The 25,463-nt window shown below is 48.1% G+C and carries 24 protein-coding genes and 2 pseudogenes; 24 read left to right on the top strand and 2 right to left on the bottom strand.

From position 1 onward, the window contains the following. The first annotated feature begins 117 nt into the window (after positions 1-117). From GN277_RS17660 to GN277_RS17620, 10 genes and pseudogenes are all read left to right on the top strand, one after another. Positions 118-4,266 (top strand): SpaA isopeptide-forming pilin-related protein, encoded by a 4,149-nt coding sequence (locus tag GN277_RS17660; protein WP_159752218.1) that lies wholly within the window; start codon positions 118-120, stop codon positions 4,264-4,266. A 196-nt stretch (positions 4,267-4,462) separates the two neighbouring features. Further along, positions 4,463-4,768, top strand: coding sequence for a hypothetical protein (locus tag GN277_RS17655; RefSeq protein WP_120481515.1), 306 nt, complete (start codon positions 4,463-4,465; stop codon positions 4,766-4,768). Between the two features lie 35 nt (positions 4,769-4,803). Continuing rightward, positions 4,804-5,079 (top strand): hypothetical protein, encoded by a 276-nt coding sequence (locus tag GN277_RS17650; RefSeq protein WP_159752216.1) that lies wholly within the window; start codon positions 4,804-4,806, stop codon positions 5,077-5,079. 1 nt (position 5,080) lies between these two features. Then, on the top strand, positions 5,081-5,239 hold the full coding sequence (locus tag GN277_RS29510) for a hypothetical protein (protein WP_199735667.1): 159 nt from the start codon (positions 5,081-5,083) through the stop codon (positions 5,237-5,239). Beyond that, positions 5,229-5,834: a hypothetical protein gene (locus tag GN277_RS17645; RefSeq protein WP_159752214.1), complete on the top strand. Its 606-nt coding sequence runs from the start codon at positions 5,229-5,231 to the stop codon at positions 5,832-5,834. The genes GN277_RS29510 and GN277_RS17645 overlap by 11 nt, the downstream gene beginning before the upstream one ends. Beyond that, positions 5,834-6,532: a hypothetical protein gene (locus tag GN277_RS17640; RefSeq protein WP_159756905.1), complete on the top strand. Its 699-nt coding sequence runs from the start codon at positions 5,834-5,836 to the stop codon at positions 6,530-6,532. Before GN277_RS17645 ends, GN277_RS17640 begins: the two co-directional genes overlap by 1 nt. Before the next feature lie 12 nt (positions 6,533-6,544). Continuing rightward, positions 6,545-6,751, top strand: a complete 207-nt coding sequence (locus GN277_RS17635) for a hypothetical protein (RefSeq protein ID WP_120481501.1) — start codon at positions 6,545-6,547, stop codon at positions 6,749-6,751. Further along, positions 6,748-6,972 carry a hypothetical protein gene (locus GN277_RS17630; RefSeq protein WP_120481502.1) on the top strand — a complete coding sequence of 75 codons (225 nt, stop codon included), beginning with the start codon at positions 6,748-6,750 and terminating at the stop codon, positions 6,970-6,972. The genes GN277_RS17635 and GN277_RS17630 overlap by 4 nt, the downstream gene beginning before the upstream one ends. Positions 6,973-7,043: 71 nt before the next feature. Then, positions 7,044-7,502, top strand: a complete 459-nt coding sequence (locus GN277_RS17625) for a DUF3435 domain-containing protein (protein ID WP_159752212.1) — start codon at positions 7,044-7,046, stop codon at positions 7,500-7,502. Between the two features lie 14 nt (positions 7,503-7,516). Further along, a pseudogene (locus GN277_RS17620) lies at positions 7,517-8,386 on the top strand (LPD25 domain-containing protein); the annotation flags it as partial. Positions 8,387-8,527: 141 nt separating this feature from the next. On the opposite strand, the gene GN277_RS17615 reads toward GN277_RS17620, so the two are convergent. After that, positions 8,528-9,730 carry an IS110 family RNA-guided transposase gene (locus GN277_RS17615; RefSeq protein ID WP_244324712.1) on the bottom strand — a complete coding sequence of 401 codons (1,203 nt, stop codon included), beginning with the start codon at positions 9,728-9,730 and terminating at the stop codon, positions 8,528-8,530. 437 nt (positions 9,731-10,167) lie between these two features. On the opposite strand from GN277_RS17615, the gene GN277_RS30350 reads away from it, so the two are divergent. The 10 genes and pseudogenes from GN277_RS30350 to GN277_RS17555 all read left to right on the top strand — a co-directional run bounded on the left by GN277_RS30350 (position 10,168) and on the right by GN277_RS17555 (position 22,644). Beyond that, positions 10,168-10,521: a TnpV protein gene (locus GN277_RS30350; protein WP_244324773.1), complete on the top strand. Its 354-nt coding sequence runs from the start codon at positions 10,168-10,170 to the stop codon at positions 10,519-10,521. Beyond that, complete coding sequence (locus GN277_RS17605; protein WP_244324772.1) at positions 10,449-17,090, top strand: LPD25 domain-containing protein; 6,642 nt, start codon at positions 10,449-10,451, stop codon at positions 17,088-17,090. Before GN277_RS30350 ends, GN277_RS17605 begins: the two co-directional genes overlap by 73 nt. Then, positions 17,071-17,448: a TnpV protein gene (locus tag GN277_RS17600; protein ID WP_159752210.1), complete on the top strand. Its 378-nt coding sequence runs from the start codon at positions 17,071-17,073 to the stop codon at positions 17,446-17,448. The genes GN277_RS17605 and GN277_RS17600 overlap by 20 nt, the downstream gene beginning before the upstream one ends. A gap of 407 nt (positions 17,449-17,855) precedes the next feature. Beyond that, the gene (locus GN277_RS17590; RefSeq protein WP_159752208.1) at positions 17,856-18,230 is read left to right on the top strand and encodes a GntR family transcriptional regulator; all 375 of its coding nucleotides are present in this window, start codon (positions 17,856-17,858) and stop codon (positions 18,228-18,230) included. Between the two features lie 2 nt (positions 18,231-18,232). Beyond that, positions 18,233-19,090, top strand: a complete 858-nt coding sequence (locus tag GN277_RS17585; RefSeq protein ID WP_159752206.1) for an ABC transporter ATP-binding protein — start codon at positions 18,233-18,235, stop codon at positions 19,088-19,090. Between the two features lie 93 nt (positions 19,091-19,183). Beyond that, positions 19,184-19,729, top strand: coding sequence for an ABC-2 transporter permease (locus GN277_RS17580; protein WP_244324771.1), 546 nt, complete (start codon positions 19,184-19,186; stop codon positions 19,727-19,729). A 34-nt stretch (positions 19,730-19,763) separates the two neighbouring features. After that, positions 19,764-19,946 (top strand): annotated as a pseudogene (locus GN277_RS17575) (cysteine-rich KTR domain-containing protein). 568 nt (positions 19,947-20,514) lie between these two features. Continuing rightward, a complete protein-coding gene (locus GN277_RS17565) occupies positions 20,515-20,958 on the top strand; it encodes an RNA polymerase sigma factor (protein ID WP_159752202.1) in 444 nt (147 codons plus the stop codon). 66 nt (positions 20,959-21,024) lie between these two features. Then, positions 21,025-21,498: an RNA polymerase sigma factor gene (locus GN277_RS17560; RefSeq protein ID WP_159752200.1), complete on the top strand. Its 474-nt coding sequence runs from the start codon at positions 21,025-21,027 to the stop codon at positions 21,496-21,498. Between the two features lie 150 nt (positions 21,499-21,648). Continuing rightward, positions 21,649-22,644 (top strand): AAA family ATPase, encoded by a 996-nt coding sequence (locus GN277_RS17555; RefSeq protein ID WP_159752198.1) that lies wholly within the window; start codon positions 21,649-21,651, stop codon positions 22,642-22,644. Between the two features lie 194 nt (positions 22,645-22,838). Here the strand turns inward: GN277_RS17555 and GN277_RS17550 are convergent, their stop codons facing one another. After that, on the bottom strand, positions 22,839-23,015 hold the full coding sequence (locus GN277_RS17550; protein ID WP_159752196.1) for a hypothetical protein: 177 nt from the start codon (positions 23,013-23,015) through the stop codon (positions 22,839-22,841). A gap of 42 nt (positions 23,016-23,057) precedes the next feature. Between GN277_RS17550 and mobV the strand changes: the two genes are divergently transcribed. From mobV to GN277_RS17530, 4 genes are read left to right on the top strand one after another with little or no spacing between them, the layout of a single operon-like run. Next, a complete protein-coding gene (gene mobV / locus GN277_RS17545; protein ID WP_159752194.1) occupies positions 23,058-24,023 on the top strand; it encodes a MobV family relaxase in 966 nt (321 codons plus the stop codon). An 8-nt stretch (positions 24,024-24,031) separates the two neighbouring features. Then, the gene (locus GN277_RS17540) at positions 24,032-24,886 is read left to right on the top strand and encodes a ParB/RepB/Spo0J family partition protein (protein WP_159752192.1); all 855 of its coding nucleotides are present in this window, start codon (positions 24,032-24,034) and stop codon (positions 24,884-24,886) included. A gap of 43 nt (positions 24,887-24,929) precedes the next feature. Continuing rightward, the gene (locus GN277_RS17535; protein ID WP_004070761.1) at positions 24,930-25,160 is read left to right on the top strand and encodes a YdbC family protein; all 231 of its coding nucleotides are present in this window, start codon (positions 24,930-24,932) and stop codon (positions 25,158-25,160) included. Positions 25,161-25,170: 10 nt separating this feature from the next. Then, positions 25,171-25,422 (top strand): stage II sporulation protein R, encoded by a 252-nt coding sequence (locus GN277_RS17530; RefSeq protein ID WP_456300591.1) that lies wholly within the window; start codon positions 25,171-25,173, stop codon positions 25,420-25,422. The last annotated feature ends 41 nt before the right edge of the window (positions 25,423-25,463 follow it).

Genomic DNA, 25,463 nt, shown 5'->3' with positions numbered 1-25,463 from the left:
CGAATGACTTGTGCATTGTCATGAGTTATTCGGCGTAAAGGCTGTCCAGAGGGGCAGCTTTTTCTGTCAGCAAATCAATGAGCAACTATCAACATGAGAACGAACAGGAGGTAATGAATGAAGATTCGTAAATTATTCAAAAGGGCTGCGGCGTTTGCCCTTGTTGCGGTCACGGCACTGTCTGCCGTCCCTGCCACGACAGCGTTTGCGGCGGGCGACATCGGCACGATTAGCTTTACCCACACCTATGACGGTGCAGGGAACGCAATCAGATATAATTCCAGTGCCAACATTGGCGGTCATACCGCAGGAGGGACAGGCGAATACAAATACCGTATGTATGTGGACGGGGAAACGGCGTTCTGCCTTCAGCCAGGCGTGCCGCTGAAAACGGGGAACACATTGGCAAAGGCTTCTTCCAACGCTTGGAACGCCCTCTCCGCAGACCAGAAAAAGGCGGTGGGGCTTGCCCTGCTCTACGGCTATCAGGGCAACAGCGGGAATTTATCTGGGAGCGATGACGAGAAATGGCTTGCCACCCAGACCCTTGTATGGGAGTTTGTTACGGGATGCCGCAACGCCACAAGCCCGTACAGCCAGACAAGCACGACCGTTTACAGCCTGCACTTTGGCTCTAACTATGCCAACAGCGGGGCGAGGGCGGCTTACGACCAGATTGTGTCGCTGATGACAAGGCACAGCACGATTCCAAGCTTCATGTCGGCGGGCAAGAAAGACATCACAAAGGAGCTTGCCTATAAGGACGGGAAGTACAGTCTGACATTGACGGATAAGAATAATGCTCTTTCCGAGTATTCCTTTACCAGTTCCGACAGCAATGTGAAAGTTTCCAAATCTGGGAACAAGCTCACCATCACGTCAAAAAAGGCGATTGACGGCAAGGCGAGGATTACGGCAACGAGGAACAACACGCCAACGGTCAGCAGCGGGGCGATGATGATTGCTTACGGCGACCCCAACTTGCAGGACGTCATTACGGGCGTGGAAAACGTAGATACCATGATGGCATATATCAACGTGGAAACCCCGACAGGAACAGTAGCTTTAAAGAAAACTTCTGAGGACGGCGTTGTTGTGGGGATTTCCTTTACCATCAAAGGTGACGGCTTCAATAAGACTGTAAAAACCGACAAGAATGGAAATATCACAGTGGAGGGCTTATTCCCTGGCACTTATACCGTTACCGAGCAGTCCATTGACCGCTATGAGCCGCAGAAAACCCAGACCGTGACGATTATCGGAGGGAAAACCTCTACGGTCACATTCAGCAATACTTTAAAACGTGGCAGTCTGGAAGTTGTAAAAACATCCGAGGATAATCTTGTGGAGGGCGTGAAGTTCCACCTTTACGGAACATCATTGAGCGGCTTGGCTATTGATGAATATGCCATAACCGATAAGAACGGATTGGCAAAGTTTGAGAACGTCCTTATCAGCGGCAGCACGCCTTATACTCTTGAGGAAGTGGATACGGCAGTCCGCTATGTTGTGCCTGCATCCCAGACAGCCCCGATTGAGTGGAAAAAGGTCACAAACCGCAGCTTCCACAACATTTTGAAGAAGTTCAATGTCACGGTATTAAAGACCGACGTGGAAACAGGAAAGAAGCCGCAGGGCGACGCTTCCCTTGCAGGTGCGGTTTACGGCATCTATAAAGGGGAGGAACTGGTTGACACTTACACCACCGATGAAAACGGGCAGTTCACAACGAAATATTATATCTGCGGCGATGACTGGAGCATCCGTGAGATTACCCCGTCCGAGGGCTATCTTCTGGACACCACAATCCACCATGTAGGTGTAGAGCCGCAGCTTTACACCGTGGAATATAATTCTGCAAAGAATGACGTAAACGAGCAGGTCATTAAGGGAAATATCGCTATCATCAAGCATACCGATAACGGCGAAACCCAGATTGAAACGCCAGAGGAGGGGGCTGTTTTTGAGGTATATTTAAAATCCGCAGGCAGCTTTGATGCGGCGGAGGAAACGGAACGTGACACGCTCATTTGTGATGAGAACGGATTTGCCCAGACAAAGGATATGCCATACGGCATCTATACGGTTCACCAGACCTCTGGATGGGATGGGCGTGAGCTGATGAAAGACTTTGACGTGTTCATCTGCAAGGACAGCCAGACTTACCGCTACCTTATCAACAACGCCAACTTTGAGAGCTATATCAAGATTGTGAAAAAGGATATAGAAACAGGCAGGGTTATCCCGTATGCGGGCGCAGGCTTCCAGATTTACGACCCAGAGGGAAACCTTGTAACAATGAAATTCACTTATCCCGAAGTGACGGAGATTGACACGTTCTACACCACGGCGGACGGCGGGCTTATCACGCCGCAGACCTTAGAATACGGCAAGGGCTATTCGCTTGTGGAAGTGCAAGCCCCATACGGCTATGTTCTGGATTCCGAGCCAGTTTATTTTGACGTGGAGCAGGAAAACTCCGAGGAGGAAAGCGGAATCACTATTGTCAAGGTAGAACGCTCCAACGTGGCACAGAAAGGCAAGATTACAGTATCCAAGTCTGGGGAGGTATTCAGCAGGGTATCGGGAAACAAGGGGCTGTACCAGCCGATTTTTGCCGTGGATAATTTAGAGGGTGCAGTTTACGAGATTACCGCAGCCGAGGACATTATTACAACGGACGGAACGGTCAGAGCCGAGAAAGGCGAGGTCGTGGACACGCTTACCACAGGGGAAGATGGCACGGCGGAAAGCAAAGAGCTTTATCTCGGAAAGTATGGGGTAAAGGAAGTGACCGCCCCGTATGGCATGGTATTAAACGATGAAATCCATGCGGTTGAGCTTGTGTATGCGGGGCAGGAAATCGAAGTGACGGAAACAGGCACGGAGTTTTACAACGAGCGTCAGCGTGTAGAAATTGATTTAAACAAGAGCCTTGAGGTTGATGAAGCATACGGCGTGGGCAGCAACGGCGAAATCAAAGACGTTACGTTCGGTCTGTATGCCGCCGAGGAGCTGACCGCCGCCGACGGCTCTGTTATCCCTGTCGATGGATTGATTGAAGTTATTTTCCTTGACGAGAACGGTCACGGAAAGGCAGTCAGCGACCTGCCGATAGGCAGCTATTATGTGCAGGAAATATCAACAAATGTCGCTTACCTTGTCAGCGACGAGAAGTACCCTGTTGATTTTGAGTACGCAGGGCAGGAAACAGCCGTCGTGAATATCACGGCAAACGAGGGAGAAGCCATTGAAAACGAACTGATTTACGGCTCTGTCAGCGGCAAAAAGTCCAACGAGGATGGCGAGGATTTAGGCGGTGCGTTCATCGGCATCTTTCAGACGGGGACAACAGAATATACAAAGGAAAATGCGATTGCCACTGCCACATCCGAGGATGACGGCAGTTTTTCTTTTGATAAAGTTCCGTATGGCATATGGATAATCCGTGAAATCGAAAGCCCGAAAGGATATGTACTCTCCGAGGAAGAAATCAGCGTGACAATCAGCGAGGTTGATGAAGTTGTGGAGATAGAGCTTGTCAACTACTTTATTATGGGCAACATCGCTCTGACGAAAGTAGACAAGGACTACCCAGACAACAAGCTCACAGGTGCGGTATTTGAGGTTTACGCTGATACGGACGGCGACGGGAAATTGGATAAAAAGGATGAACTGCTCGGCGAGATGGGAGAGGTAGAAAAAGGCGTTTACCAGATGAACGACCTCAGATACGGCAAGTACCTTGTCAGTGAGAAAACCGCCCCGACAGGCTTTGTTCTGGACGAGAATGTTTATCCCGTATCCATTGAGGAAAACGGCAAGACCTACAACGTGGAGAATGAAGCGGGCAAAGGATTTTTAAATGAAGCACAGAAAGGAAGCCTTAAAATCGTCAAGACTTCCTCTGACGGAAAAGTGGAGGGATTCTCTTTCCGTGTCATCGGCAAAGATTACGACCAGACATTCAAGACGGACAAGAACGGCGAAATCGTAGTTGACGGCTTGCGTATCGGCGAGTACACCGTGTCCGAGGTCAGCGACAAGGCATCCTCTGGCTATATCCTGCCCGCCGACCAGAAAGTGACCATTAAGACAGATGAAACAGCAACCGTAACCATGCACAACGAACTGCGTGACACCCCGAAAACAGGCGACGATTTTAATCTTGGCTTGTGGGTGAGCCTTGCGGCGGCATTTACAGCCGGTGCGGGAATCTTCGGGTTTGCAGGCTACCAGTGCGGAAGAAAGAAAAAGGAGGACTAAGCAGGATGAGGGGAAAGACAATCATTGCAGCCATTCTTGCCGTATTCATGGTAAGTGCGGCGGTATGGCTGAAAATCCGTAACAGGAAGAAATAAATTAAGACAGATTGATGTGGATTGGGGTGGTTGAAAAATACCGCTCTCTTTCCATTTATAAAGGATGTTTGTGCAAAGAAACACACGGAACGGAGGAATTTATGGACAGTCTGAAAACCATTGAGGGCAAAGTCAGAGCCGTCCTGCAAGAGAATGAGGACGCCAGAAACGACGACATGGTGCTGTACCTTGCCCTCTGCAACCTTTATCTGAAAGATGCGGGAAATATGCCGCTTGCCCAGATACTTTTGAACCATAAGGAGCTTGGCTTGCCGAGCTTTGAGAGCGTGGGCAGGACACGCCGCAAATTGCAGGAGAAATGCCCAGAACTTTTAGGGAGTGTGCGGATGCAGAAAATCAGAGCCAAAGGGGAAAAGGCATACCGCAGATATGCCAAAGAATCTTGAAGTGAGTAAAAAATTGAAAGAGAGGAGGAACGCCTATGGACGGTGAAACACGCTCCAATCAGGGCTATGAAATCATAGAGGGCTGCACAATCGGGAACACGGAGCTTGTCATCGGGCATCACCCGAAAGCCCCGAACCCGTATGTATGCTGGTACTGCAAGGGCGGCGACAACTATTACTGGGGCTGTTACTGCAATACCCTTGAAGCGGCGAGGGAGAAGCTGAACGAACGCTACCAGTCAGAGTGCCAGATGCCATACAATCAACAGCCAGATAAAAAAGTGAAGCAGCACGATGGGCGTGAGCGGTAGCATGAGCAGCAATGAAAACCATAAGAAATATGACTGCACGACCTGTCCTTATCCCCGATATAAGGACAGCCGTACTATTTTCTGCGATGTCTGCATCCAAAAGATTTTAGATGAGCAGAGGGAGAAAAAGCAAAGAAAGGAGAACCCCGATGGAGAATGAAGAAAAACGGATGATTAGCTCCTATGAGGTCACGCAGAGCATCCACATCGGAAAAAAGGAAGTCGTGTTCGGCATAGATGAGAAAGAGGAATACCCGTATCTTGTCTGCTGCTGCACTTACGACAACCCGCTGTCCGCAGAATGGGTAACGGATGCGGTCGGCTCTGACGACTATCTGGAAGCCATGCAGATGTTTACCGACAGGGTGCAGGAACAGATAGAAAGTGTAAGAGCCGAGCAGGAACAGTTCAAGTTTGACATGACCCCGTTTACCATAGACGACTGCATCCCAGACGACAAATGCGGCAGCATTGTGGGAAAGGTCGTTGTCATCAATGCCGAGGTCAACCGCCATGAGTACAGGCATTCTGCCTACCAGCTTGTACTGGCGGACGGCGGTCACGGTGCGTTGGGCGGCAGAGGGCAGGCGGTGTTCGGCACTTCCCTTGCGGACGGAAAGCACGCCCGATGGGAACGGTGCGACGTGCTTGGGGAAATCAAGCCAGAGAAGATGCCCGTCTGGGCAAAAGAAGCCCTCGCAAAAATCCAATCGCAGGAAAAGGCGAAGAAATCAAAGAGCAGGGAGGAACGCTGATGGAGATACGGGCTTTAACGCAATCCGAACAGAAATACACCTACGCCCAGAGTATGCAGCTTGAGGGGCAGACGGGATGCATTGGGCATCTCCGTGGGGACTTTGGCGGCTCTGGGAACGAGTTTCATACCGATTGGTCTGATACGAGGGAACAGTGGAAAACCGATGAATTTAAGTCGGGGCTTGACGATGTAATCAATGCCCTGCGTGAAGATAAGGGGCTTCTGCACAGCCGCCGTGATATGTCGTCGGCTGCAAGGCAATCCCCCGATGCCGCCTTTATGGGGAACTACTGTACTGAGTACGGTTTCCGTGTGGACATCGACAAGCACGCTTTCCTGCTCCGCTGCAACCCCACAAAGGGCGATTACAATTTTTACTGCTACTGCTATGTGAAAGAATGGCTCGACAGGCATATATCCAGAGCAGAACAGGGAATCCGCTTTATTGACCCCCATTACAAAGAGCTGTTCCGCATCCCAGACGGCGGGAAAATCATTATCACTTATGATTGGGGAGAAAAGGCGGAAAAAAGCTGCCGTTTCATTGACGAATACCATACCGAGGTGGGCAGCAACCTCTACCACATCTGCGAGTTTGCCGAGCGTATGGAAAGGAACGGGCATAGCTGCGAACCGAAGCCGCAAGAGCCGCCGTCCGCACAGAAAGCCCCGAAGCACAAAGACCATGAGCGATAGGAGGTATGGGATATGGCAGTCAACCAGAAAGCCGTTAAGGTTCTAAATAAGATATTTGAAGCGGGCTTTACCGAAGAAAAAGCTATCGCCGCCATGACGATGGACGACATTCTCTCCATGCAGGGAATCACGGTGGCGGACATCACGCTCATCAACGAGCTGCAAAAAAGCATCAAGGGGAACAGGGTCATCTCATTTCTGGGAGGTGGCACGGAGTGAACGCAGCAAGGCAGGTCTGCATGACGGACAGCAAAGGCAGGACGCTTTTTTCTGTCCCCGATGGCGACATCATCCGTATGTTTTATGGGAACGGGGAGGATTATTTTGCCGTCTGCCGCTATCTGGACGAAACCCATGCAGAGATTGACGGCGTAAGGTGTGCCGTTCGGGAGTTTGCACAGAGGATGGAACAAAACAGAATCAGCTATGCCCCTGCTTAAAGGCGGGGCATGGACAACAGGAGGATTGATATTTTTATGGAACAGACTGTTTTATCGGGCGGTGATAGGGATTGAGTACCGAGCTTATCAACCGTATCACAGTAAAGAAAGACGGCGTGTATGTATCTTCCCACAGCTCCAACGACACCTCTCCGTATCATTCATGGAGGTGCAGGGGCTTGTCGGAAATCTATGCCGCCGAGGGGCAGAAAGGGCTTGACCGTGAGGTTATCCGTATGCTCTACGAGTATGCCGAACTGCGTGGCTCGCATAAGAGCCTTGAACGCTACCGATACGCAAAGGATACACCCGCCGCCCGTGCCGTCTATCAGAAATATATGGATAATATAGACGACCGCTATGGGCAGATGGACGAAGCCGACCAGAAAAGCGTCTGGTACAAGCCCACGGAAAAGGCAAAGGAATACCGAGCCTATGAGCGGGACATGAGGGAAAAGATGTATTCCGAAATCGCTGAACGGTGCGGGGAATACGACAGGAAGCAGAAAAACAAAGATTTGGAACGATAAGGAGGTGTGAGCCTGTGGCTGCAAAATACCAGCTTATTACAGAGCTGTACCGCCGCACGGGGAGGGACGTCACGAGAAACCCGCAGGCGTGGCAGGGCTTTTTATCCTCTGCCTGCCGCAATTACAAGTGCCGCTTTGACGAGCAGCTCTTAATCTACGCCCAACGCCCAGACGCCACGGCAGTCGCCGAGATTGGCACATGGAACAGGCTTTTTAAAAGGTGGGTGAATAAGGACAGCAAAGGCATAGCGGTCTTTGACCCGAAAGGACGCAGGAACACGCTGAAATATTATTTTGACGTTTCCGACACCCATGAGGGCTATTATGGCAGCCGACCCGTCCCGATATGGCGGATGGATAAGCGGTACGAGCAGCCCGTCATGGAACGGCTTGCGGACAGGTTCGGCGGCACGGAGGGCGGCGATTTTGCCACATTTTTAATAGGGACGGCGGAGAACGCCGTGGAGGACAATTTACCCGATTACCTCTCACAGCTAAAGGACTGCATGAAAGACAGCTTTTTGGAGGAGCTGGACGACTATAATATAGAAGTGATTTACAGACGGCTTGCCGCAAACAGCGTCGCTTATATGCTGTTGAGCCGCTGCGGACTGTATGCGGACGGGTATTTTGAGCGTGAGGATTTTGCGGAGATTATAAATTTCAACACGCCCCAGACATTGAACGCCATCGGCATCGCCACAAGTGACATTTCCGAGATGGCGTTAAGGGAAATCTCTGCGGCAGTCCGAAATGTGCAAATCGAAGCAAAATGTCAGAACCGCACATTTGCAAGGAACATTGCAAGCCAGTATGATAAAGGCAGGAAACAACCCGAAAGCAATTTGGTAATATGTCAAGAGGAAAATGAAAAAGATTTTCTTGGAAAAGGGTAACCTTAATAGACCTACGGTCTATTAAGAACGTAAGTTCGATATGCAGTATGGATTACCTACTCTTTTCCGGAGAGTAGAGTTGGCCCTTGTCCAGCAGACCAAAGAGCAGACGTATAAATTTACGGGAAGTCAACGCGAGTGCTCGTTTATGCTGATGGTTTCTTGTCTCAGCATATTTTTGTCATAGAAAGCTTTGTATTCAGGACAGTGTCTTATAACACTTCCGGCAGCTTCTATGATGTAGTAGCGCAGATATCTGTTGCCAGCTTTGCTCATGTGTTTGTCTTCGGCTACGAAATCGCCAGAGTCATTATCGTTCCAAACGATACCACAGTATTTTGCGAGGGCATTGGCATTAGGAAAAGCCTTAATGGAACCCATTTCGGCCAAGATACCGGCTGAATAAACTTTACCAATCCCAGGAATGGAATTCAGTACAGTGTACTCGTCAGGGTTTAGTCCCTGAACTGTTTGAAGGACTGCTTTATCAATCGCTTTGAGTTCTCTTTCAAAGGAACTGATACAGTTAAAGGAAGAAGCGATTGAGATAGTAAGCGGCTCATAGAGGCATTTATCAAGCCGGTATGAGTTGCGGGCTGCAGCCTGTAAGATTTTTGCTGTTTCTTCCGGATCAGCAATACGGCCTTTGCTCTTGGAGTTAATAAAAGCAACGAGGTCTTCTACGGATGATTTTGCGATATCTTCATTCGTTGTGTACTCGGTAAGAATGGCTTCGGCTGTAGCACCATATTTGTTTGCGAATGGATGCTGCCCATCACGGAGTAATGCGTATTCACTGAACTTGAGATAAATGTTGTTAAGCATGTAAGTCTTTTCTCTTGCGATACATTCAGTGATGTGCATACGGTGTCTGGTAAGACGCTGTAAGGCAAGGTATTGGGAGCCACGCCAGGGTTTGATTGCAATACGTCCCACACGGGCAAAATCGGCAATCACATAAGAGTCAATGCCATCATTTTTTCCGATATCGTTAAAGGACTTTTTGTAGTTCTTAACTTCTTTCGGATTGAGACAGTAAACTCTGACAGAGAATGGAGCAAGCAGGTCACTGGCAGAAAGATAATTCGCCAGATGGACACCATAGAAACCAGTAGCTTCCATACCGATCATAACGTATTTGAACTGATGGTTGTGTTTTAATACATCAGAAATCATCTGTTCAATAAAAGCTGCACCTTCCTGAGTGTTTTCTACAGATTTCATCCTGATGTAGAATTCCTCGTTGAAATCAAGTGCAGAGATAACATGAACACGGGATGCAATATCAATCCCAACAAACAGTGTTGAGAGGTAATCAATATGTTCTTTCACGGATCATCACCACCTTTCAATAAAAGTGAAGAAGAGTAATCATGGGTTATCCCAGACCACTACGCCGGCCTAAACCTCGCGTTATGAGCATTACCTGGAAGAAATACCCTGCTGGTGGCTAGATACCAGGATGCAGCATTTGTGTAATAAGTCTTAGCGCAGTATTAGGGTTGCATGCTTTCTTGGCAATAGCAAACGCTTTGCAGGAGCGATGAAGCAATGACCATAGCTACAATTCTTATGGAACTTATTGTAACATCTGGGACCATGACTATAAAGTAACTTATTAACCAATAGACAGAGAATGGATGAACCAGCGTGATTGAAGAAGAATCTTCGGAAAGGATGTTTAGAATTATCCTTCTGTCTAATCAAAAAGAATAAGTCTGTAAGCAGTTTTTCTTGCTTACAAACTTATTATACGAGGAGCGAAAATAATGAGCGAAATCACTTACACGAAACAGGCGGACTACCTTATACCCGACCTGACATTACCGACAGAGCCAGAGCTTCCGCTTGGCAGGTACGCTTTGATGCACAGGGATTATCTGGAACAGCACAAAAGAGTGACCTATCTCAATCTGCTGACGTCGGGCAGGCTGAACGCACACTTATACCAGACCGAGCAGACGGCGTTGCAGCGGCTGGAGCTTCTGACGAAGCAGTTAGCAGCCGAGCAGGGAGTGACGGAGGAACTGAAAGAGAAAGCCCCGATGCAGTGGCTCGGCATGATGAACAATATCCGCAGCCAAGCGGAGGAAGCCATCTTGAGCGAACTGATTTACAATTAGGAAATTCAGAACAAGAGCCGCAGTCGGACGGCGGCAGGCAGGAAGAAAAAGCAGCTGCGGCACAGACGGCAGAGCCAGAAGGACAGACAGAAAAAGGCAGCGTTGCCAATGAGGAAGAAGTTGCCGCAAATCTCCCGACCGTGGACGAACAGATTGAAAGGATAGCTGAAGCAGAGGACGAGAAAGCCTCTGCTTTTGCCGTTTCACAGGAGGATATTGATGCCGTCCTTGTAAAAGGGAACAGCGTTGCGAACGGGAAATACCGTATTTATCATCAGTTCCAGAAGCAGGAAGATAAAAAGAAGAACATTGATTTTCTGAAAAGGGAATACGGCACGGGCGGCTTTTTCGTTGATTTTTCAGACGGCACGGAGGGGTATGTGTGGTACAGCGGCAAGGGCATCACCATTGACCGTGACGGCATTTCCACCGAACACGACCTTGTTCTGAGCTGGTCGAAAGCGGAAAAACGGCTGCGTGAGCTGGTTAAGGATAATCGCTACCTCAATCCCAAAGAAAAAGACCATTATGCCGATTATCTGGAAAGCGTGTCTGCCCCGCAGTATGAAATCGACACCCAGAGGAAACTGGCAAGGCAGCGTTTTATTGAGGAAAAAAGGGAACTGCCCCCTGCGGACAAGCGGGACACGCTCGCCCTGCGGCTTTCTGACTTTATCCGTGACTTGGACGGCTATGAGAAAGACTTGTTGGGCGTGATTGGATGTAGGGATTTTGCGGATATGCCCGCTGACCTTATGGAACAGACATTACAGCATCCAGACAACGTGCAGGAGATGTTAGACTTCCTCTCCCTTGTGCAGAAAAAGACGACCAGCGTTTACAGCCGCAGCAATGCGTGGCGTTTCTCGCAGGAGCTTACAGAGCTTTACCCTCTCCGCTACCTCTACCACGAGGGCGACGTGGTGTATATCGGGGCGGACAAATATGAGATTACCGCCTTTGATGAGAACGCCGTGTCCCTGCGAAATGCGGAGTTCCCGTTGTTCGGAAAAGAGTTTAGCAGGGAGGATTTTGAGCAGAAATTAAAGGAGAACCCTGCGAACGACCATTTAAAAACGGTCATCACCGAAAGCCAGAAAACAGAAACACTTGCCGAGGAAAAGCCCGACAGCATCACCCTCTCAATCGGCTTCTCCGAGCATCCCGCTTTTTATGACAAGGAGCTGAACGACCGATTTACGGATTTGAGTTTCGCTCTGGGAAATAAACTGCTCGGCATTCTGGACGAAAAACAGAACCGTGAAAGGGAGAATGAGGAGAACCATGTCGGATGGTATCATAAGACCGATTTTGAAATCCATGCCGTCATCGGCGGCGAGGAATTTAATTATGAAGGGCGGTTTGACATCGGCGACGGCGAGGGGGATTTAATCGCCCATATCCGAAATTTTTATGAATATTCCCTCTCCCCCGACTGCCCGTTTATCCCAGAATGGAAACGGCAGGGCGAAGATTATTACCGAGAGAAAATGGAATCCCTGCGTCTGGGGCATGACGTGTTTATCCCGTTCTTAGAGCGAAACACCGAGCTGTTCCCAGAGGATGAAAAGCGGCTTGGCGAGATAATGGCTACCGAGGATGACTGGTTTCACAGGAGGAAAGAGCCTGCCGAGGAAGAACTTCTGGAACAGGCGAAAGGCTGTATCGACGCATACTGCGATGCGGAGTTTGGCGGCGATGCCGAAGTGGACTATACGGATTTATCCAACGTCAAGATTGCCTTTCAGAATACCGAGGACGGCTTGCACGGGATACAGGCATCCGCCAACCTCTTGCAGTACCGCATGGAAACGTATGTGGACGGCGTTCTTGCAGAATATACGCAGTATAATGACCTTGCAGACCTTATCCAGAACGCACTTTCTAATCTGTACTACCACGATTTAGTGTCCTTGACGGAGGAACAGCTTGAGCCGTTCTATCGGGAGGAAAACAAAAAGGCGGCTGAAAACCCAAGCCCAGACATCATCTCTGATGAAACAGAACAGAAGCCCCATTACACGGTAGAGCAGACTTCCGATGCTTTTGCTGACCCATTTATCATACGGAATAATGAAGCCCCAGAGGACAGTACCGACCGATATTACGACGTAGGCGGCATCTACCAGACCTTTGAAACCGAGGAAGAAGCACAGGAATACGCCGACACCTTAAACAGTGCGGAGCATATCACGGAGCTATTTGCAGCGAAAGATGCGGAGCGTGAGGAACAGCAGAAATCAGAGCCTGCCCCGTCTGGGACGGATGAAAAGCAGGATAATTCTGACCTTATCGGCAAAGAGCTTATGATTGACAACCGCCGTTATCTTATCGAGAGCGTCGGGAAAATCAGCGGCGATGTTTCCATGCGTGACATCACATTTCAGAACAACATGGGCTTCCCGATAAACCGTGTGGAGAAAGTGAGCTATGTCCGCAGGCTCTTGGAGCAGGCAGAAAAAGAACCACAGCCCGAAGAAAAGATAGAATCTCCCGTAAAGACGACTACGGAAACCGTGGCGGAGTACCCTGCCGTGGAGAACGGGCTTCCCTATGACATTGTGGTGGAGAAGATACGCTTTGACGAGCCAGAGCATGGGAAACCGAGGGAAACACCCGTTACGGCGAAACCGTCCGCCCCTGCCCTCTCCGCTGAACGCCGCAACTACCGCATTGCCAACGATGCGTTAGGCGTTGGCGGTGCGAAAGAGAAGTTCCAAAACAATATGGCAGCAATCCGACTTCTCCACGACCTTCAGATAGAAAACCGCCTTGCCACGCCCGAAGAACAGGAAACCCTTGCAAAGTATGTCGGATGGGGCGGTCTGTCGATGGCATTTGACAGCAGCAATGCGGCTTGGGCAAATGAATATAAGGAATTAAAATCAGCACTCTCCGACGAAGAATACCATGCCGCTATGGAATCCACGCTGACCGCTTTTTATACGCCGCCCATTGTCATCAAGGCAATGTACGAAGCACTTGACCGTCTGGGATTTTCACAGGGGAACATCTTGGAGCCGTCCTGCGGCACGGGCAATTTTTTAGGATTATTGCCCGAAAGCATGGAGAAATCAAAGCTGCACGGCATCGAGATTGACCCGTTATCGGGCAGGATTGCAAAGCAGCTCTACCAGAAAGCCAGCATCGCCATTGAAGGATTTGAGGAAACGAAGCTCCCAGACAACCACTTTGACGTGGTGCTTGGCAATATCCCGTTCGGGGAGTTCAAAGTCAACGACAGCCGCTACAACGCCCAGAAGTTCCTAATCCACGACTATTTTATTGCAAAGGCTCTGGATAAAGTGCGGGCAGGCGGCGTTGTGATGTTCATCACCTCTAAGGGGACGATGGACAAGGCAAGCCCAGAGGTGCGGAAGTATGTTGCACAGAGAGCCGAGCTTTTAGGGGCGGTAAGGCTTCCCGACAATACGTTTCGGGCAAATGCAGGAACGGAGGTCACGAGCGACATCCTTATCCTGCAAAAGCGTGACAATATAATTGACATTGAGCCAGAGTGGGTACACCTTGACACAGATGCAAATGGAATCACGATGAACAGCTACTTTGTCCAGCATCCAGAGATGGTGCTTGGCGAGATGAGGATGGAAAGCACAAGGTTCGGCATGGACAGTGCCTGCAAAGCCTACCCAGACGTGCCGCTTGCGGGGCTTCTCCATGAAGCCATGCAGCGGATAGACGGCGAAATCACGGAGCAGGATGTTGGGATTGACGAAATATCCGATGAGAATGAGAAAGCCATCCCCGCCGACCCGAACGTGCGGAACTTCTCGTTTGCCCTTGTGGGCGGCAAAGTCTACTTCCGAGAGAATAACGAGATGACCCCTGCAAACGTGTCCATGACGGCGGAGAGCCGCATCAAGGGGCTGCTGGAAATTCGTGACTGCGTGAGGAAGCTCATCCAATACCAGACCGACGACTGCCCAGAGGAAATGATACAGACCGAGCAGGAAAACCTAAACCGATTATACGATGCCTTTACCAAAAAGTACGGCTTGATTAACAGCAGGGGGAACTACCTCGCTTTTGCGGCGGATGAAAGTTATTTCTTACTCTGTTCCCTTGAAGTGCTTGACGATGAGGGGAAATTCAAACGCAAGGCGGATATGTTCACGAAACGGACGATAAAGCCCCACCGAGAAGTGACCTTTGTGGAAACCGCCAGTGAAGCCCTCGCCCTCTCTATCGTGGAGAAAGCCCGTGTCGATTTGGAATATATGGCACGGCTCACTTGCAGGTCAGAGGAAGAAATCATTAAGGAATTGCAGGGCGTAATCTACAAAGTGCCGTCATCCGAGTCTGCAAGGTATGTGACCGCAGACGAGTATTTGTCGGGGAATGTGCGGGAGAAACTGAAAATTGCAGGGATAGCGGCAAAGTCAGACCCAGAGCTTACAGTCAACGTGGCGGCTCTGGAAAAGGTCATCCCAAAGGATTTGCCCGCAAGCGAAATCTCCGTCCGTCTTGGCACGACATGGATACCGCAGGAAGATATACAGCAGTTTATGATGGAGCTTTTAACGCCGTCAAGCTATGCGGCGGGCAGATTGAAAGTACGCTACACGGCATATAACGGGGACTGGTTCATTGAGAATAAGAGTTCCGACGTAGGGAATGTCAAGGCGGACAGCACTTACGGCACGAAGCGGGCAAGCGCATACCGCATCATGGAGGACACCTTGAATCTCCGTGACACCCGCATCTTTGACTATGTTTATGACGAACACAACAATAAAAAAGCGGTGCTGAACCATAAGGAAACAACGGCGGCGCAGGCAAAGCAGGAGGTGATAAAGCAGGCGTTTCAAGACTGGATATGGAAAGACCCAGAGCGGAGGAACAGGCTTGTACGCTATTATAATGACACATTTAATTCCATCCGACCCCGTGAATATGACGGAAGCCATATCACGTTCGGCGGCATCAGCCCAGAAATCCAGCTAAGACCACACCAAGTCAATGCGATTGCCCATATCCTTTACGGCGGCAACACGCTCCTTGCCCATAAAGTAGGGGCGGGAAAAACTTTTGAAATGGTCGCCGCCGCACAGGAAAGCAAGCGGCTCGGCTTATGCCAGAAATCCATGTTTGTCGTGCCGAACCACCTTGTCGGGCAGTGGGCGTCGGAGTATTTAAGGCTCTATCCATCTGCCAATATCCTTGTGACTACCAAGCGGGATTTTGAAACGGGAAACCGCAAGAAGTTCTGCGGCAGGATTGCGACGGGGGCGTATGATGCGGTGATTATCGGGCATAGTCAGTTCGAGAAAATCCCCATCAGCGAGGAACGACAGCGGGAACAGCTTATGCGCCAGCTTGACGATATAGAGATGGGGATAGACGACGTGCAGGCATCCCACGGGGAGCAGTTCACGGTCAAGCAACTCATGAAAACAAGGAAAGCAATCAAGGCAAAGCTCGATAAACTCAACGATACCAAGCGGAAAGACAGCGTGATAAACTTTGAGGAATTGGGCATAGACAGGCTCTTTATAGACGAAAGTCATTTTTACAAGAACCTTTACCTTTACACCAAGATGCGGAATGTCGGCGGCATCGCCCAGACCGAAGCCCAGAAAAGCTCCGACCTCTTTATGAAGTGCCGCTATCTGGACGAAATCACGGGCAACCGTGGCGTAGTTTTCGCAACAGGAACGCCTATAAGTAACTCGATGGTCGAGATGTATTCTGTGCAGAGGTACTTGCAGTATGACACCCTCGCAAGGAACGGATTGCAGCATTTTGACAGTTGGGCTTCCACGTTCGGAGAAACGGTCACAGCTCTGGAACTTGCCCCAGAGGGGACGAATTACCGAGCCAAGACGAGGTTTGCGAAGTTCTACAACCTGCCAGAATTGATGCAGATGTTCCGTGAGGTTGCGGACATCCAGACCGCCGATATGCTAAAGCTGCCCGTGCCAAAGGTCAATTACCACAACATCAAGACCAAGCCGAGCCAAATCCAGACGGAAATGGTGGCGGGGCTTGCGAAACGGGCAGAGAAAATCCGAGCCAAACTGGTAAAGCCACAAACAGATAATATGCTCAAAGTGACAAACGACGGGCGGCAGCTTGCCCTAGACCAGAGATTGATTGACCCGATGCTGCCAGACGACCCGAACAGCAAAGTCAACGCCTGCGTGGACAATATCTACCGCATCTGGGAGGAACACGCCGACACAAAGGCGGCGCAGCTTGTTTTCTCCGACCTTTCAACGCCGAAGAATGACGGAACTTTTAATATTTATGACGACATCCGAGAGAAGCTCATAGCCCGTGGAATCCCTGCGGAGCAGGTGCGTTTCATCCATGAAGCGAATACCGACGCACAGAAAAAGGAGCTGTTTGCAAAGGTAAGGAGCGGCGAGGTGCGTGTCCTTTTAGGCTCTACCCCGAAGATGGGGGCGGGTACGAATGTACAGGACAGGCTAATCGCAATTCACAACTGCGACTGCCCTTGGCGACCCTCGGATGTAGGACGGATTTTGCGGACATTCAAAATAAAAAAGAATGTGGAGGTAACAGACAATGGCAAAGACGATTTTTGAGGAACTGGGCGGCAAATACGAACGGCGAGGAGATTACTTAATACCGTGCTTAACTGTACCCGCAGAAGAAGAACAGCCGATAGGCATATGGGGACAGCGGCACTTGGACTATCTGAAACAGTGCCATAAGGTTACATACACCAATCTTCTCACAAGCGGCAGGCTCAACACCTACCTTGCCGACATCGACAGGCAGGCGCAGGAACGCTTTGAAAGGCTCATAGAGGGCATGAAACAGGCACAAGGCATAACGGAACAGTTGAAGGAGGAAAACGCCTTAGAATGGATGGGGAAAATCCAAAAGTTTATATTTTCCCGAAAATCCCAACTTTTGAGAAATCCAAACTTTCTTCTGTAAATCCTTTATTTAAGGCGTTTTCTGACAAAAAGTTTGGATTTTGTTTTGGCTTTCTTTTGTCAAAAATGGAAATAAATTAGTTGGAACAGAGCTAAATAACAGTGTTTTTCTCATTTTGTCATAATTGGAGCATTGCATTTGGCGAAATGAAATCCAAACTTTTTTCTACAAGAATCCCCTATTATCAAGCCATTTTCAGAAAAGTTTGGATTTCTCCTAAGTTTGGATTTCAGGAAGAATGAATAACATAAGAGCTTGTGCGAGGGAGATTGTGAACGAAGAAATTATTTACACATAGACATATTAATGGCAGGGAGAAATCTCTGGCATATTTATATTGACATCTGCCTTACCATGACTTATACTGTACTTGTTTAAGCAATACAGTATGAGCAGGAGGAGGACAGTTGGAATTATTTATTAATAACCACACAAGTAAACCTATATACGAACAAATATCAGACCAGATAAAAGCGTTGATAATGAGTGGGGAACTACAAGCGGGTGAGGCTATCCCGTCTATTCGTTCAATGGCAAAATCACTTCATATCAGTGTTTTGACAGTACAGAAAGCATACGATAAATTACAATCAGATGGGTTTATCGAAACTACTGCTGGAAAAGGCTGTTTTGTATCGGCACAAAATCAAGATTTCTATTTGGAAGAACAACAAAAAAAGATTGAAGAGCATTTCAATGAAGCAATTGAGATTGCTCGGTCAAGCGGAATAAAATTAGATAAATTGATTGGACTTTTATCATTGTTGTATGAGGAGGATTAAGAATGAATGCAGCATTAACGATTACAGGCTTAACAAAGAAATACAGTAATTTCACATTAGATAATATTTCTTTCAGTATTCCATCTGGAAGTATTGTAGGACTGATTGGGGAAAATGGCGCAGGCAAAAGTACAACAGTCAATTCTATTCTGGGTCTTATAAAAAAAGACAGTGGTAAAATTATGATTTTAGGTCACGATATAGACAGTTTTGATTATGCTGTGAAGGAAAAAGTCGGTGTTGTTTTTGATGGGAGTAATTTTTCAGAAGAATTAACACCTATTAAGTTAAGCAAGGTGCTATGTAACATTTATTCTTCATGGGATAAGCCTTACTATAATAACCTGTTAAGCCGTCTGGGTATTCCTGCCTCAAAAAAGATTAAAACTTTTTCTAAAGGAATGAAAATGAAACTTTCTATTGTGGTGGCATTTGCACATCATCCTCATTTGCTGATTTTAGATGAAGCAACCAGTGGTCTTGACCCGATAGTACGAGATGACATTTTAGATATGTTTTTAGAATTTGTGCAGGATGAGGAACATTCAATTTTGGTGTCTTCTCATATCACAAGTGATTTAGAAAAAGTTGCCGACTACATTGTCTTTATACATGCAGGAAAAATCATCTTTTGCAAGACGAAAGACGAATTGCTGGAATACTATGGAATTATTAAATGTGGGGCAGCACAGTTTGATGCTATTGATAAAAATGATATTATAGCGTATCGCAAGCAGGATTATGAGTGGCAGATATTAGTTGCTAACAGAGGAAGAGCGGTTAAAAAATATCCAAAGGCAATAGTTATCCCTGCTACAATAGATGAGATTATGCTGCTTTATGTGAAAGGAGAAAATTAATGAGGGGTTAATTCGCAATAATTTTTATTCAATGGAAAACAATATAAAAATGTCTTTTATTATTGCATTGTTTTTAACAGTTGTATCTTTTTTGTGAAACATGATGCCTTTATTCAAATGATTATAGCTATGCAGTTATTTATCTTTATTGTAAATGTAGGCACTTCTCTTCATGCTGATGTAGTATCAAAATGGAACAAGTTTGAACGGACTTTACCTATAAAATACAACGATATAATTAAAGCAAAATACATTTCATTTGCAATACTGATTTTACTCGGTATTGTTATGGGGAGCATTACAACTATTTATGCCTATGTAACAAATGGCTATTCAAACGTTCAATCTATATTTTATGGTTATGAGTTTGGTCTAACACTTTCAGCAACCACAGCAGGAATTATGTATCCGCTTATGCTAAAAATAGGAACAGAGAAAAATGAAATGATTATGATTTTATCGGCGATTGCAGCGGTAGGGCTACTGATTTTATTATCTGCTATTTTAAAGCCATTGACTGGCGAAATGAACATGAAACATCCGCTTGTGGGGATAGTGTCTGCCATAGTTGCAGTAGTAATATTTATTGCTTCATACTTTGTTTCTGTAAAAATATATCAACATAAAGAATTTGCTTAAAAAGTTAGAGAATTAAGTCAGACAGAGGTGTTGTATGAATAGAACGAAGTGGATACTATGTCCTATTTGTGGAAATAAAACCCGTGACAGAATTAGAGAAGATAGTGTTTAAAAAAATTATCCTCTTTACTGCCCTAAATGCAAAAATGAAACTTTGATTTCAGCAGAGAATTTACGGGTGATTGTAATTGATAAACAAATAATTTCAAAGAGCTAATAGTTGTGATTTCTTTTTTGGTCATGGAAATTAAATTGAATCATTATAGAGCCAGACGCAAAGACGCAGAGCCAATGAACTTGTGAAATAAAATCACAGTTCGTTGGCTTTGTTTTATTTCACAATGCAATAAGGCGAACGCCAACCATATAAAAAAACGGCGTGTGGTGGGCGGTATTGCTATGCCCGAAAAGACTTAACAGATACTCTCCAGACCTGTTTTTGAAGTTTGGAGGGATTTTTTATGTCCTTTTTTCGGGCAGTAATCCATTTGCTCATGCAACGCAGAATCTATCCGTACATAGCTTATCGGGGAATGGCAGGAAGCCAGTCAAAAAAGTCCCTGCTTATGCAACGCTACTTTACGTCTTGAAACCAGAAGTAAAATCTCTACTTAACAGAATATGTATCTCCTATAACCGTAGAGGTCACAGAGCCTTTGCGGTTTTTCTTTTGTCGTTTTTTATCGGAATGTGCCGCAGGGCTGTTTCTGATGTTGGCTGTCGTTCGCCGCCTTTCCAATCTGGATTTTTACATTTTCAAAAATTCGGATTGGAGGAAATAAGGAATGGCATACAACCACGGACGTGAGGACAGGAAATGGCGTATCTGGAAAGAAGCCGAGGAAAAAGTGCTGCGTGAGCATGGCGTTGATGAAGCGGTCATTGAGCAAATCCGCATGGAGGACAGGGCGGACTTTAATTCCAATAGGCGGTTTTACCGATGGACGAGCGACTTCGGCGAATACCTTGAGGGAATGGCGGACAACGAACAGCAGGCAGAGCCGAATACCGTTGCGGACTTACTGGACGAGATTGAGGACGAGAAGCTGTATCAGGCATTGCTTACGGTGGACAAGCATACCCTGCTCATTCTCCTGTTGAAAATGCAGGGGTATTCCACTAAGGAGATTGCGGCGGTGGCAGGGCTTACCGAAAGGGCGGTCTATAAACGCCTTGAACGGTTACGCAAAAAATTAAAGCCTATTTTTTATCCTTTCGGGGAAATTTAACCATTTCCACGGGCTATTGGGTGGGAGGGCAATCCTCCCGCTCAATTTTTTTCGGGAGGAAAGGAAATGGCATACGGGGCAAAGACATACACGCTTCGGGAGGAATCCACGGAAAGCGGCACAAGGTATTCCATCAGCTTTAAGGACGGGCAGGGGGAATCGCACGAGCTGGAAGTATCAGAACAGCTATTCTTTGAATTTCGGCAGATGGAGCGCAGGAACAGAAATCTTCAGCAATGGAACCAGCGGCACAGGGAGTTTAACGAGGTATGGGATGAAACGCTTTACAGACGGGCGTTGCGGGTGCCTAAAACGCTTGATGAAAGAATGATTGAAAAAGAACGGAATGAACTGTTTTACAAAGTTGTTGCCCGACTGCCAGAGATACAAAGACGGCGTTTCCTGCTCTATTACGAGTATGATTTTAACTTTTACCAAATCGGGGAGATGGAGCATTGCACGGCTTCCGCTGTCCAGAAGTCTGTTTCGGTTGCAAGGGAGAAAGTCAAGGCGGAAATGAGGAAGTATCTCAAACCTTGATGATTACTGCCCGAAAAAGAAATCCGTTTTTTATCGGCGTGGGACTGGCGGCATTACATACTCTCACTTTTTTCGTGGGAGTAAATCTATTTAAGGAGGTCACATCTATGTGCAACAAAACCAAAGACACCGCCCGAAAGGAGGAATCCCATGCAGAAGCTTCAGACAGTCAATGCAGACACGCTCCTCTATGAGCCGCTTGAAAAGCCGTCCTTTGTGGTGGGCGGTCTGATACCCACAGGCTTAACCCTGTTCTGCGGTTCACAGAAAATCGGCAAGAGCTGGCTCATGTTAAAGCTATGCCTCTGCGTGTCGCAGGGAATCCCCTTGTGGGATATGCCCACACAGGAGGGCGACGTGCTTTACCTCTGCCTTGAGGACACGTTCTGCCGCATACAGGACAGATTGTTCCGCTTGACGGACGAAGCGAGCGGGCGGCTTCACTTTGCGGTGGCGAGCGACAAGCTGTCAGACGGTCTTATCGTGCAGTTGGAAGATTATCTGAAAGAATATCCCGACAGCAGGCTCATTGTGATTGACACCTTGCAGAAAGTCCGCACCGCATCCAAAGACAACGCCTATGCAAGCGATTACGGGGACATCTCCCTTATCAAAAACTTTGCCGACAGGCACTCTCTGGCGGTCATTGTCGTTCACCACATCCGAAAGCAGAATGACAGCGACGTGTTCAACAAAGTGTCTGGAACGACGGGATTGACGGGGAGTGCGGACGCAACCTTTGTTTTAGAACAGGAAAGCCGTGCGTCCAATGCCGCAAAGCTGTATGTGACGGGCAGGGACACGCCCTATCAGGAGTTTACGCTCCGTTTCCATGATTGCAGTTGGGAGCTTGTGGAGCGTAAGGAGCAGGAACAGCTTGCCAAAGAAGCGATACCAGATGTTCTTTTTCGGCTGGTGGATTTCATGCAGGACAAAGAGAAATGGACTGGGACGGCAACGGAGCTTCTGGAACAGATGGGGGAAACGGGATCGCCGCCCAACATCATGACGAAGCGGCTTAACGAATACCGTGCCAGTTTTCTTAGTGAAAACAACATCCGTTACGGCTACCACAGGAAGAAAGGGTGCAGGGAGATTTCCCTCACAAGGCAGTCGGGTGACGGTGGTGACGGTGATGACGGTTAGATTGGGATACCCCCTGTTGCTGTCACCGTCATAGCAAATGTATGTAAAATCGGCGGTTCTGCCCTTCGGGAGAACACCCCGTAAACGCAAAGTGCAGGCGTGGTGCCTTACTCGCCTTTTTCGGCTCGTAAAGCCACCCCTGCGGTCAGAAAAATCCCCCGATTTTTCCGACTGCGTTTACAGGGTGTAACACACTACACTTTGCCCGGCAAAGTCGTGTGCCAGACGTTCCCTCTGGACTCCCTTAAAGCAGGGCTTACGCCCTGCCCATCCTCTGCCTTGCGGCTTCGGATGGAAGAATGTGCGGTGACAGTCGGCGGCTCCCGTGGGGGTATCCCAAAAACACCGTCACCACCGTCACCAACCGTCACCCTTTGGGAGATTACCCGCCGAAGAAAGGAAGATGATGAACTATGCCCTATGCAATCCTGCGTTTCCAGAAACGCAAGGCAGGCGGCGTTGCGGCTTGCGAACGCCACAACGAGCGGAAGAAAGAAGCCTATAAAAGCAACCCAGATATTGATATGGAACGCTCCAAAGATAACTACCATCTTGTGAATCCGCCCCGCTACACCTACAAGAAAGAGATAAACCAAATGGTAAAAGAAGCAGGCTGTAAGGTGAGAAAGGACAGCGTGATGATGGTGGAAACGCTCATCACCGCTTCGCCCGAATTTATGAACAGCTTACCGCCAGAAGAACAAAAAGCCTATTTCCAGACGGCTCTTGACTTCATTTCGGAACGTGTGGGAAAGCAGAATATCCTCTCCGCAGTCGTCCACATGGACGAAAGAACGCCCCATATGCACCTGTGCTTTGTGCCGCTCACGCCCGACAACAAGCTGTCAGCGAAGTCTATCTTAGGCAACCAAAAGAGCCTGTCCGAGTGGCAGACCGCCTACCATGAGCGGATGTCCGCACGGTGGAATCAGCTTGAGCGGGGGCAGTCCTCAATGGAAACGAAGCGGAAACACATCCCCACATGGCTCTATAAGTTAGGCGGCAGGCTGGATAAACAATATGCGGAAATCGTGTCTGCCCTCTCCGACATTAACGCCTTTAACGCAGGAAAGAAGCGTGACAAGGCTCTGGAACTGATTGCGGCGTGGCTCCCAGACGTGGAGAAATTCTCTAAGGAAATCGGCAAACAGAGAGCTTATATCGACAGCTTGAAAGAGAGAATCGGGCAGGAATCCGATTATGCGGGGCGTATGCGTAATGAAAAGTACGAGCAGGAATTAAAGGTACAGAAAGCCAACCAGAGGATATTTGAATTGCAGAAAACCAATCAGCAGATGGAACGGTTATTGAAAAAAATACCGCCAGAGGTATTGGAAGAATTACAGAAAACAGGCAGAACCAGACAAAAAGAAAGGTAGGGATGTGAATGAAGAGACAGGATTTTAAGGTATTAAAGACCGCAGATTTATACCCGTTTCCCGATAACCCGTTTCATGTAGTGGAGGACGAAATGTTATCAGAATTAGCAGAGAGTATCAAAGAGTTTGGAATCGTAACGCCGATAATCACACGCCCGAAAGAGGACGGGAATGGTTATGAAATCATTGCGGGACAGCGGCGTGTGCGTGCTTCGGAGCTTGCAGGGTTAAACACAATCCCCGCTTTTGTCCTGCCCTTAGACCGTGACCGAGCCATCATCACCCTTGTGGACAGCAATTTGCAACGAGAAAATATCCTGCCGAGCGAGCGGGCGTTTGCCTACAAGATGAAATCCGAAGCCATGAAGCGGCAGGGCTTCCGCACGGATTTAACCTCGTCACAAGTTGGGACGAAGTTGCGGACAGACGATAAGGTGGCACAGGGCTTCGGCGTTGGCAGGATGACCGTGCAGAGATTTATCCGCTTGACGGAACTGATACCGCCGATTTTGCAGATGGTGGACGAGGGGAAAATCGCCCTCACGCCTGCGGTGGAGCTGTCCTTTTTGAAGAAAGACGAGCAGGAAAATCTACTCGCCACAATGGAGAGAGAAGAAGCAACGCCCTCACTCTCACAGGCACAGCGGATGAAAAGCCTTAGCCAGAGCGGGCGGCTTGACATGGATATGATATTTTCCATTATGACCGAGGAAAAGGGAAACCAGAAAGAAACCTTGAAAATCAACACAAGCAAGCTGAAAAAATATTTTCCGAAGAACACAACGCCGAAGCAGATGGAGGACGCCATCATCAAACTGTTAGAGCGTGAATTGCAGAGGAAACGGGGCAGGGACAGCCGCTAATCTTCTTTTTTCGGGAGGTAAATACAGAAAGTTGAGGTAGAAAATGAAAGAAATCCAGTACGAGATTGTAAAGAAAATCGCCGTATTGTCCATGAGCGACAGCGGCTACGCAAAGGAAATCAACTTGATTTCATGGAACGGGAACGAGCCGAAGTATGACATCCGCAGTTTTTCTCCCAACCATGAGAAGTGCGGAAAGGGAATCACGTTGACTGCCGATGAAGCGGCGGCTCTCCTTAAAGCATTGCAGGAAGAATTGAACAGCGGGGATTGATTGTGTCTGATTGGCAGGAGGGGACGTTTTCAGACGCTCCCCTGCCCTGTCTGGAAAGGAAGATTTGAATATGGGCGAGGATAAGACAACGAACAAAAAGAGAAAGCGTATCATGCCAAAAGCACAAGTGCAGGTAATTATCAGTCGGGAATATGTCGGCACACAGACCGTTGCCGAAGCGTTTATCCCGATTATCTCCGAAGATATACGGAGGGGGATTGCCAAAGATGACACCTTCGACAATGAGGATATATCCGCTTAGAATGTACGCAATGGAACATGAAATTAAGTAGAGCAAGGACG

The sequence above is a fragment of the Sporofaciens musculi genome (assembly GCF_009830285.1).
In the GTDB taxonomy this organism is placed as follows: Bacteria; Bacillota; Clostridia; order Lachnospirales; family Lachnospiraceae; genus Sporofaciens; species Sporofaciens musculi.
The sequence above is the reverse complement of the archived record's forward strand: the minus strand, read 5'-3'. Positions and strand labels throughout refer to the sequence as shown.

Bases quoted from the DNA above. Each gene is read 5' to 3' on its own strand.
- GN277_RS17555 (WP_159752198.1), top strand. From the start codon at position 21,649: ATGCAGAAGCTTCAGACAGTCAATGCAGACACGCTCCTCTATGAGCCG.
- GN277_RS17635 (WP_120481501.1), top strand. From the start codon at position 6,545: ATGGCAGTCAACCAGAAAGCCGTTAAGGTTCTAAATAAGATATTTGAA.
- GN277_RS17645 (WP_159752214.1), top strand. From the start codon at position 5,229: ATGGAGAATGAAGAAAAACGGATGATTAGCTCCTATGAGGTCACGCAG.
- GN277_RS17600 (WP_159752210.1), top strand. From the start codon at position 17,071: ATGGCAAAGACGATTTTTGAGGAACTGGGCGGCAAATACGAACGGCGA.
- GN277_RS17585 (WP_159752206.1), top strand. From the start codon at position 18,233: ATGAATGCAGCATTAACGATTACAGGCTTAACAAAGAAATACAGTAAT.
- GN277_RS17640 (WP_159756905.1), top strand. From the start codon at position 5,834: ATGGAGATACGGGCTTTAACGCAATCCGAACAGAAATACACCTACGCC.
- GN277_RS17540 (WP_159752192.1), top strand. From the start codon at position 24,032: ATGAAGAGACAGGATTTTAAGGTATTAAAGACCGCAGATTTATACCCG.
- GN277_RS17535 (WP_004070761.1), top strand. From the start codon at position 24,930: ATGAAAGAAATCCAGTACGAGATTGTAAAGAAAATCGCCGTATTGTCC.
- GN277_RS17650 (WP_159752216.1), top strand. From the start codon at position 4,804: ATGGACGGTGAAACACGCTCCAATCAGGGCTATGAAATCATAGAGGGC.
- GN277_RS30350 (WP_244324773.1), top strand. From the start codon at position 10,168: ATGAGCGAAATCACTTACACGAAACAGGCGGACTACCTTATACCCGAC.
- GN277_RS17655 (WP_120481515.1), top strand. From the start codon at position 4,463: ATGGACAGTCTGAAAACCATTGAGGGCAAAGTCAGAGCCGTCCTGCAA.
- GN277_RS17560 (WP_159752200.1), top strand. From the start codon at position 21,025: ATGGCATACGGGGCAAAGACATACACGCTTCGGGAGGAATCCACGGAA.
- GN277_RS29510 (WP_199735667.1), top strand. From the start codon at position 5,081: ATGAGCAGCAATGAAAACCATAAGAAATATGACTGCACGACCTGTCCT.
- mobV (WP_159752194.1), top strand. From the start codon at position 23,058: ATGCCCTATGCAATCCTGCGTTTCCAGAAACGCAAGGCAGGCGGCGTT.
- GN277_RS17565 (WP_159752202.1), top strand. From the start codon at position 20,515: ATGGCATACAACCACGGACGTGAGGACAGGAAATGGCGTATCTGGAAA.
- GN277_RS17660 (WP_159752218.1), top strand. From the start codon at position 118: ATGAAGATTCGTAAATTATTCAAAAGGGCTGCGGCGTTTGCCCTTGTT.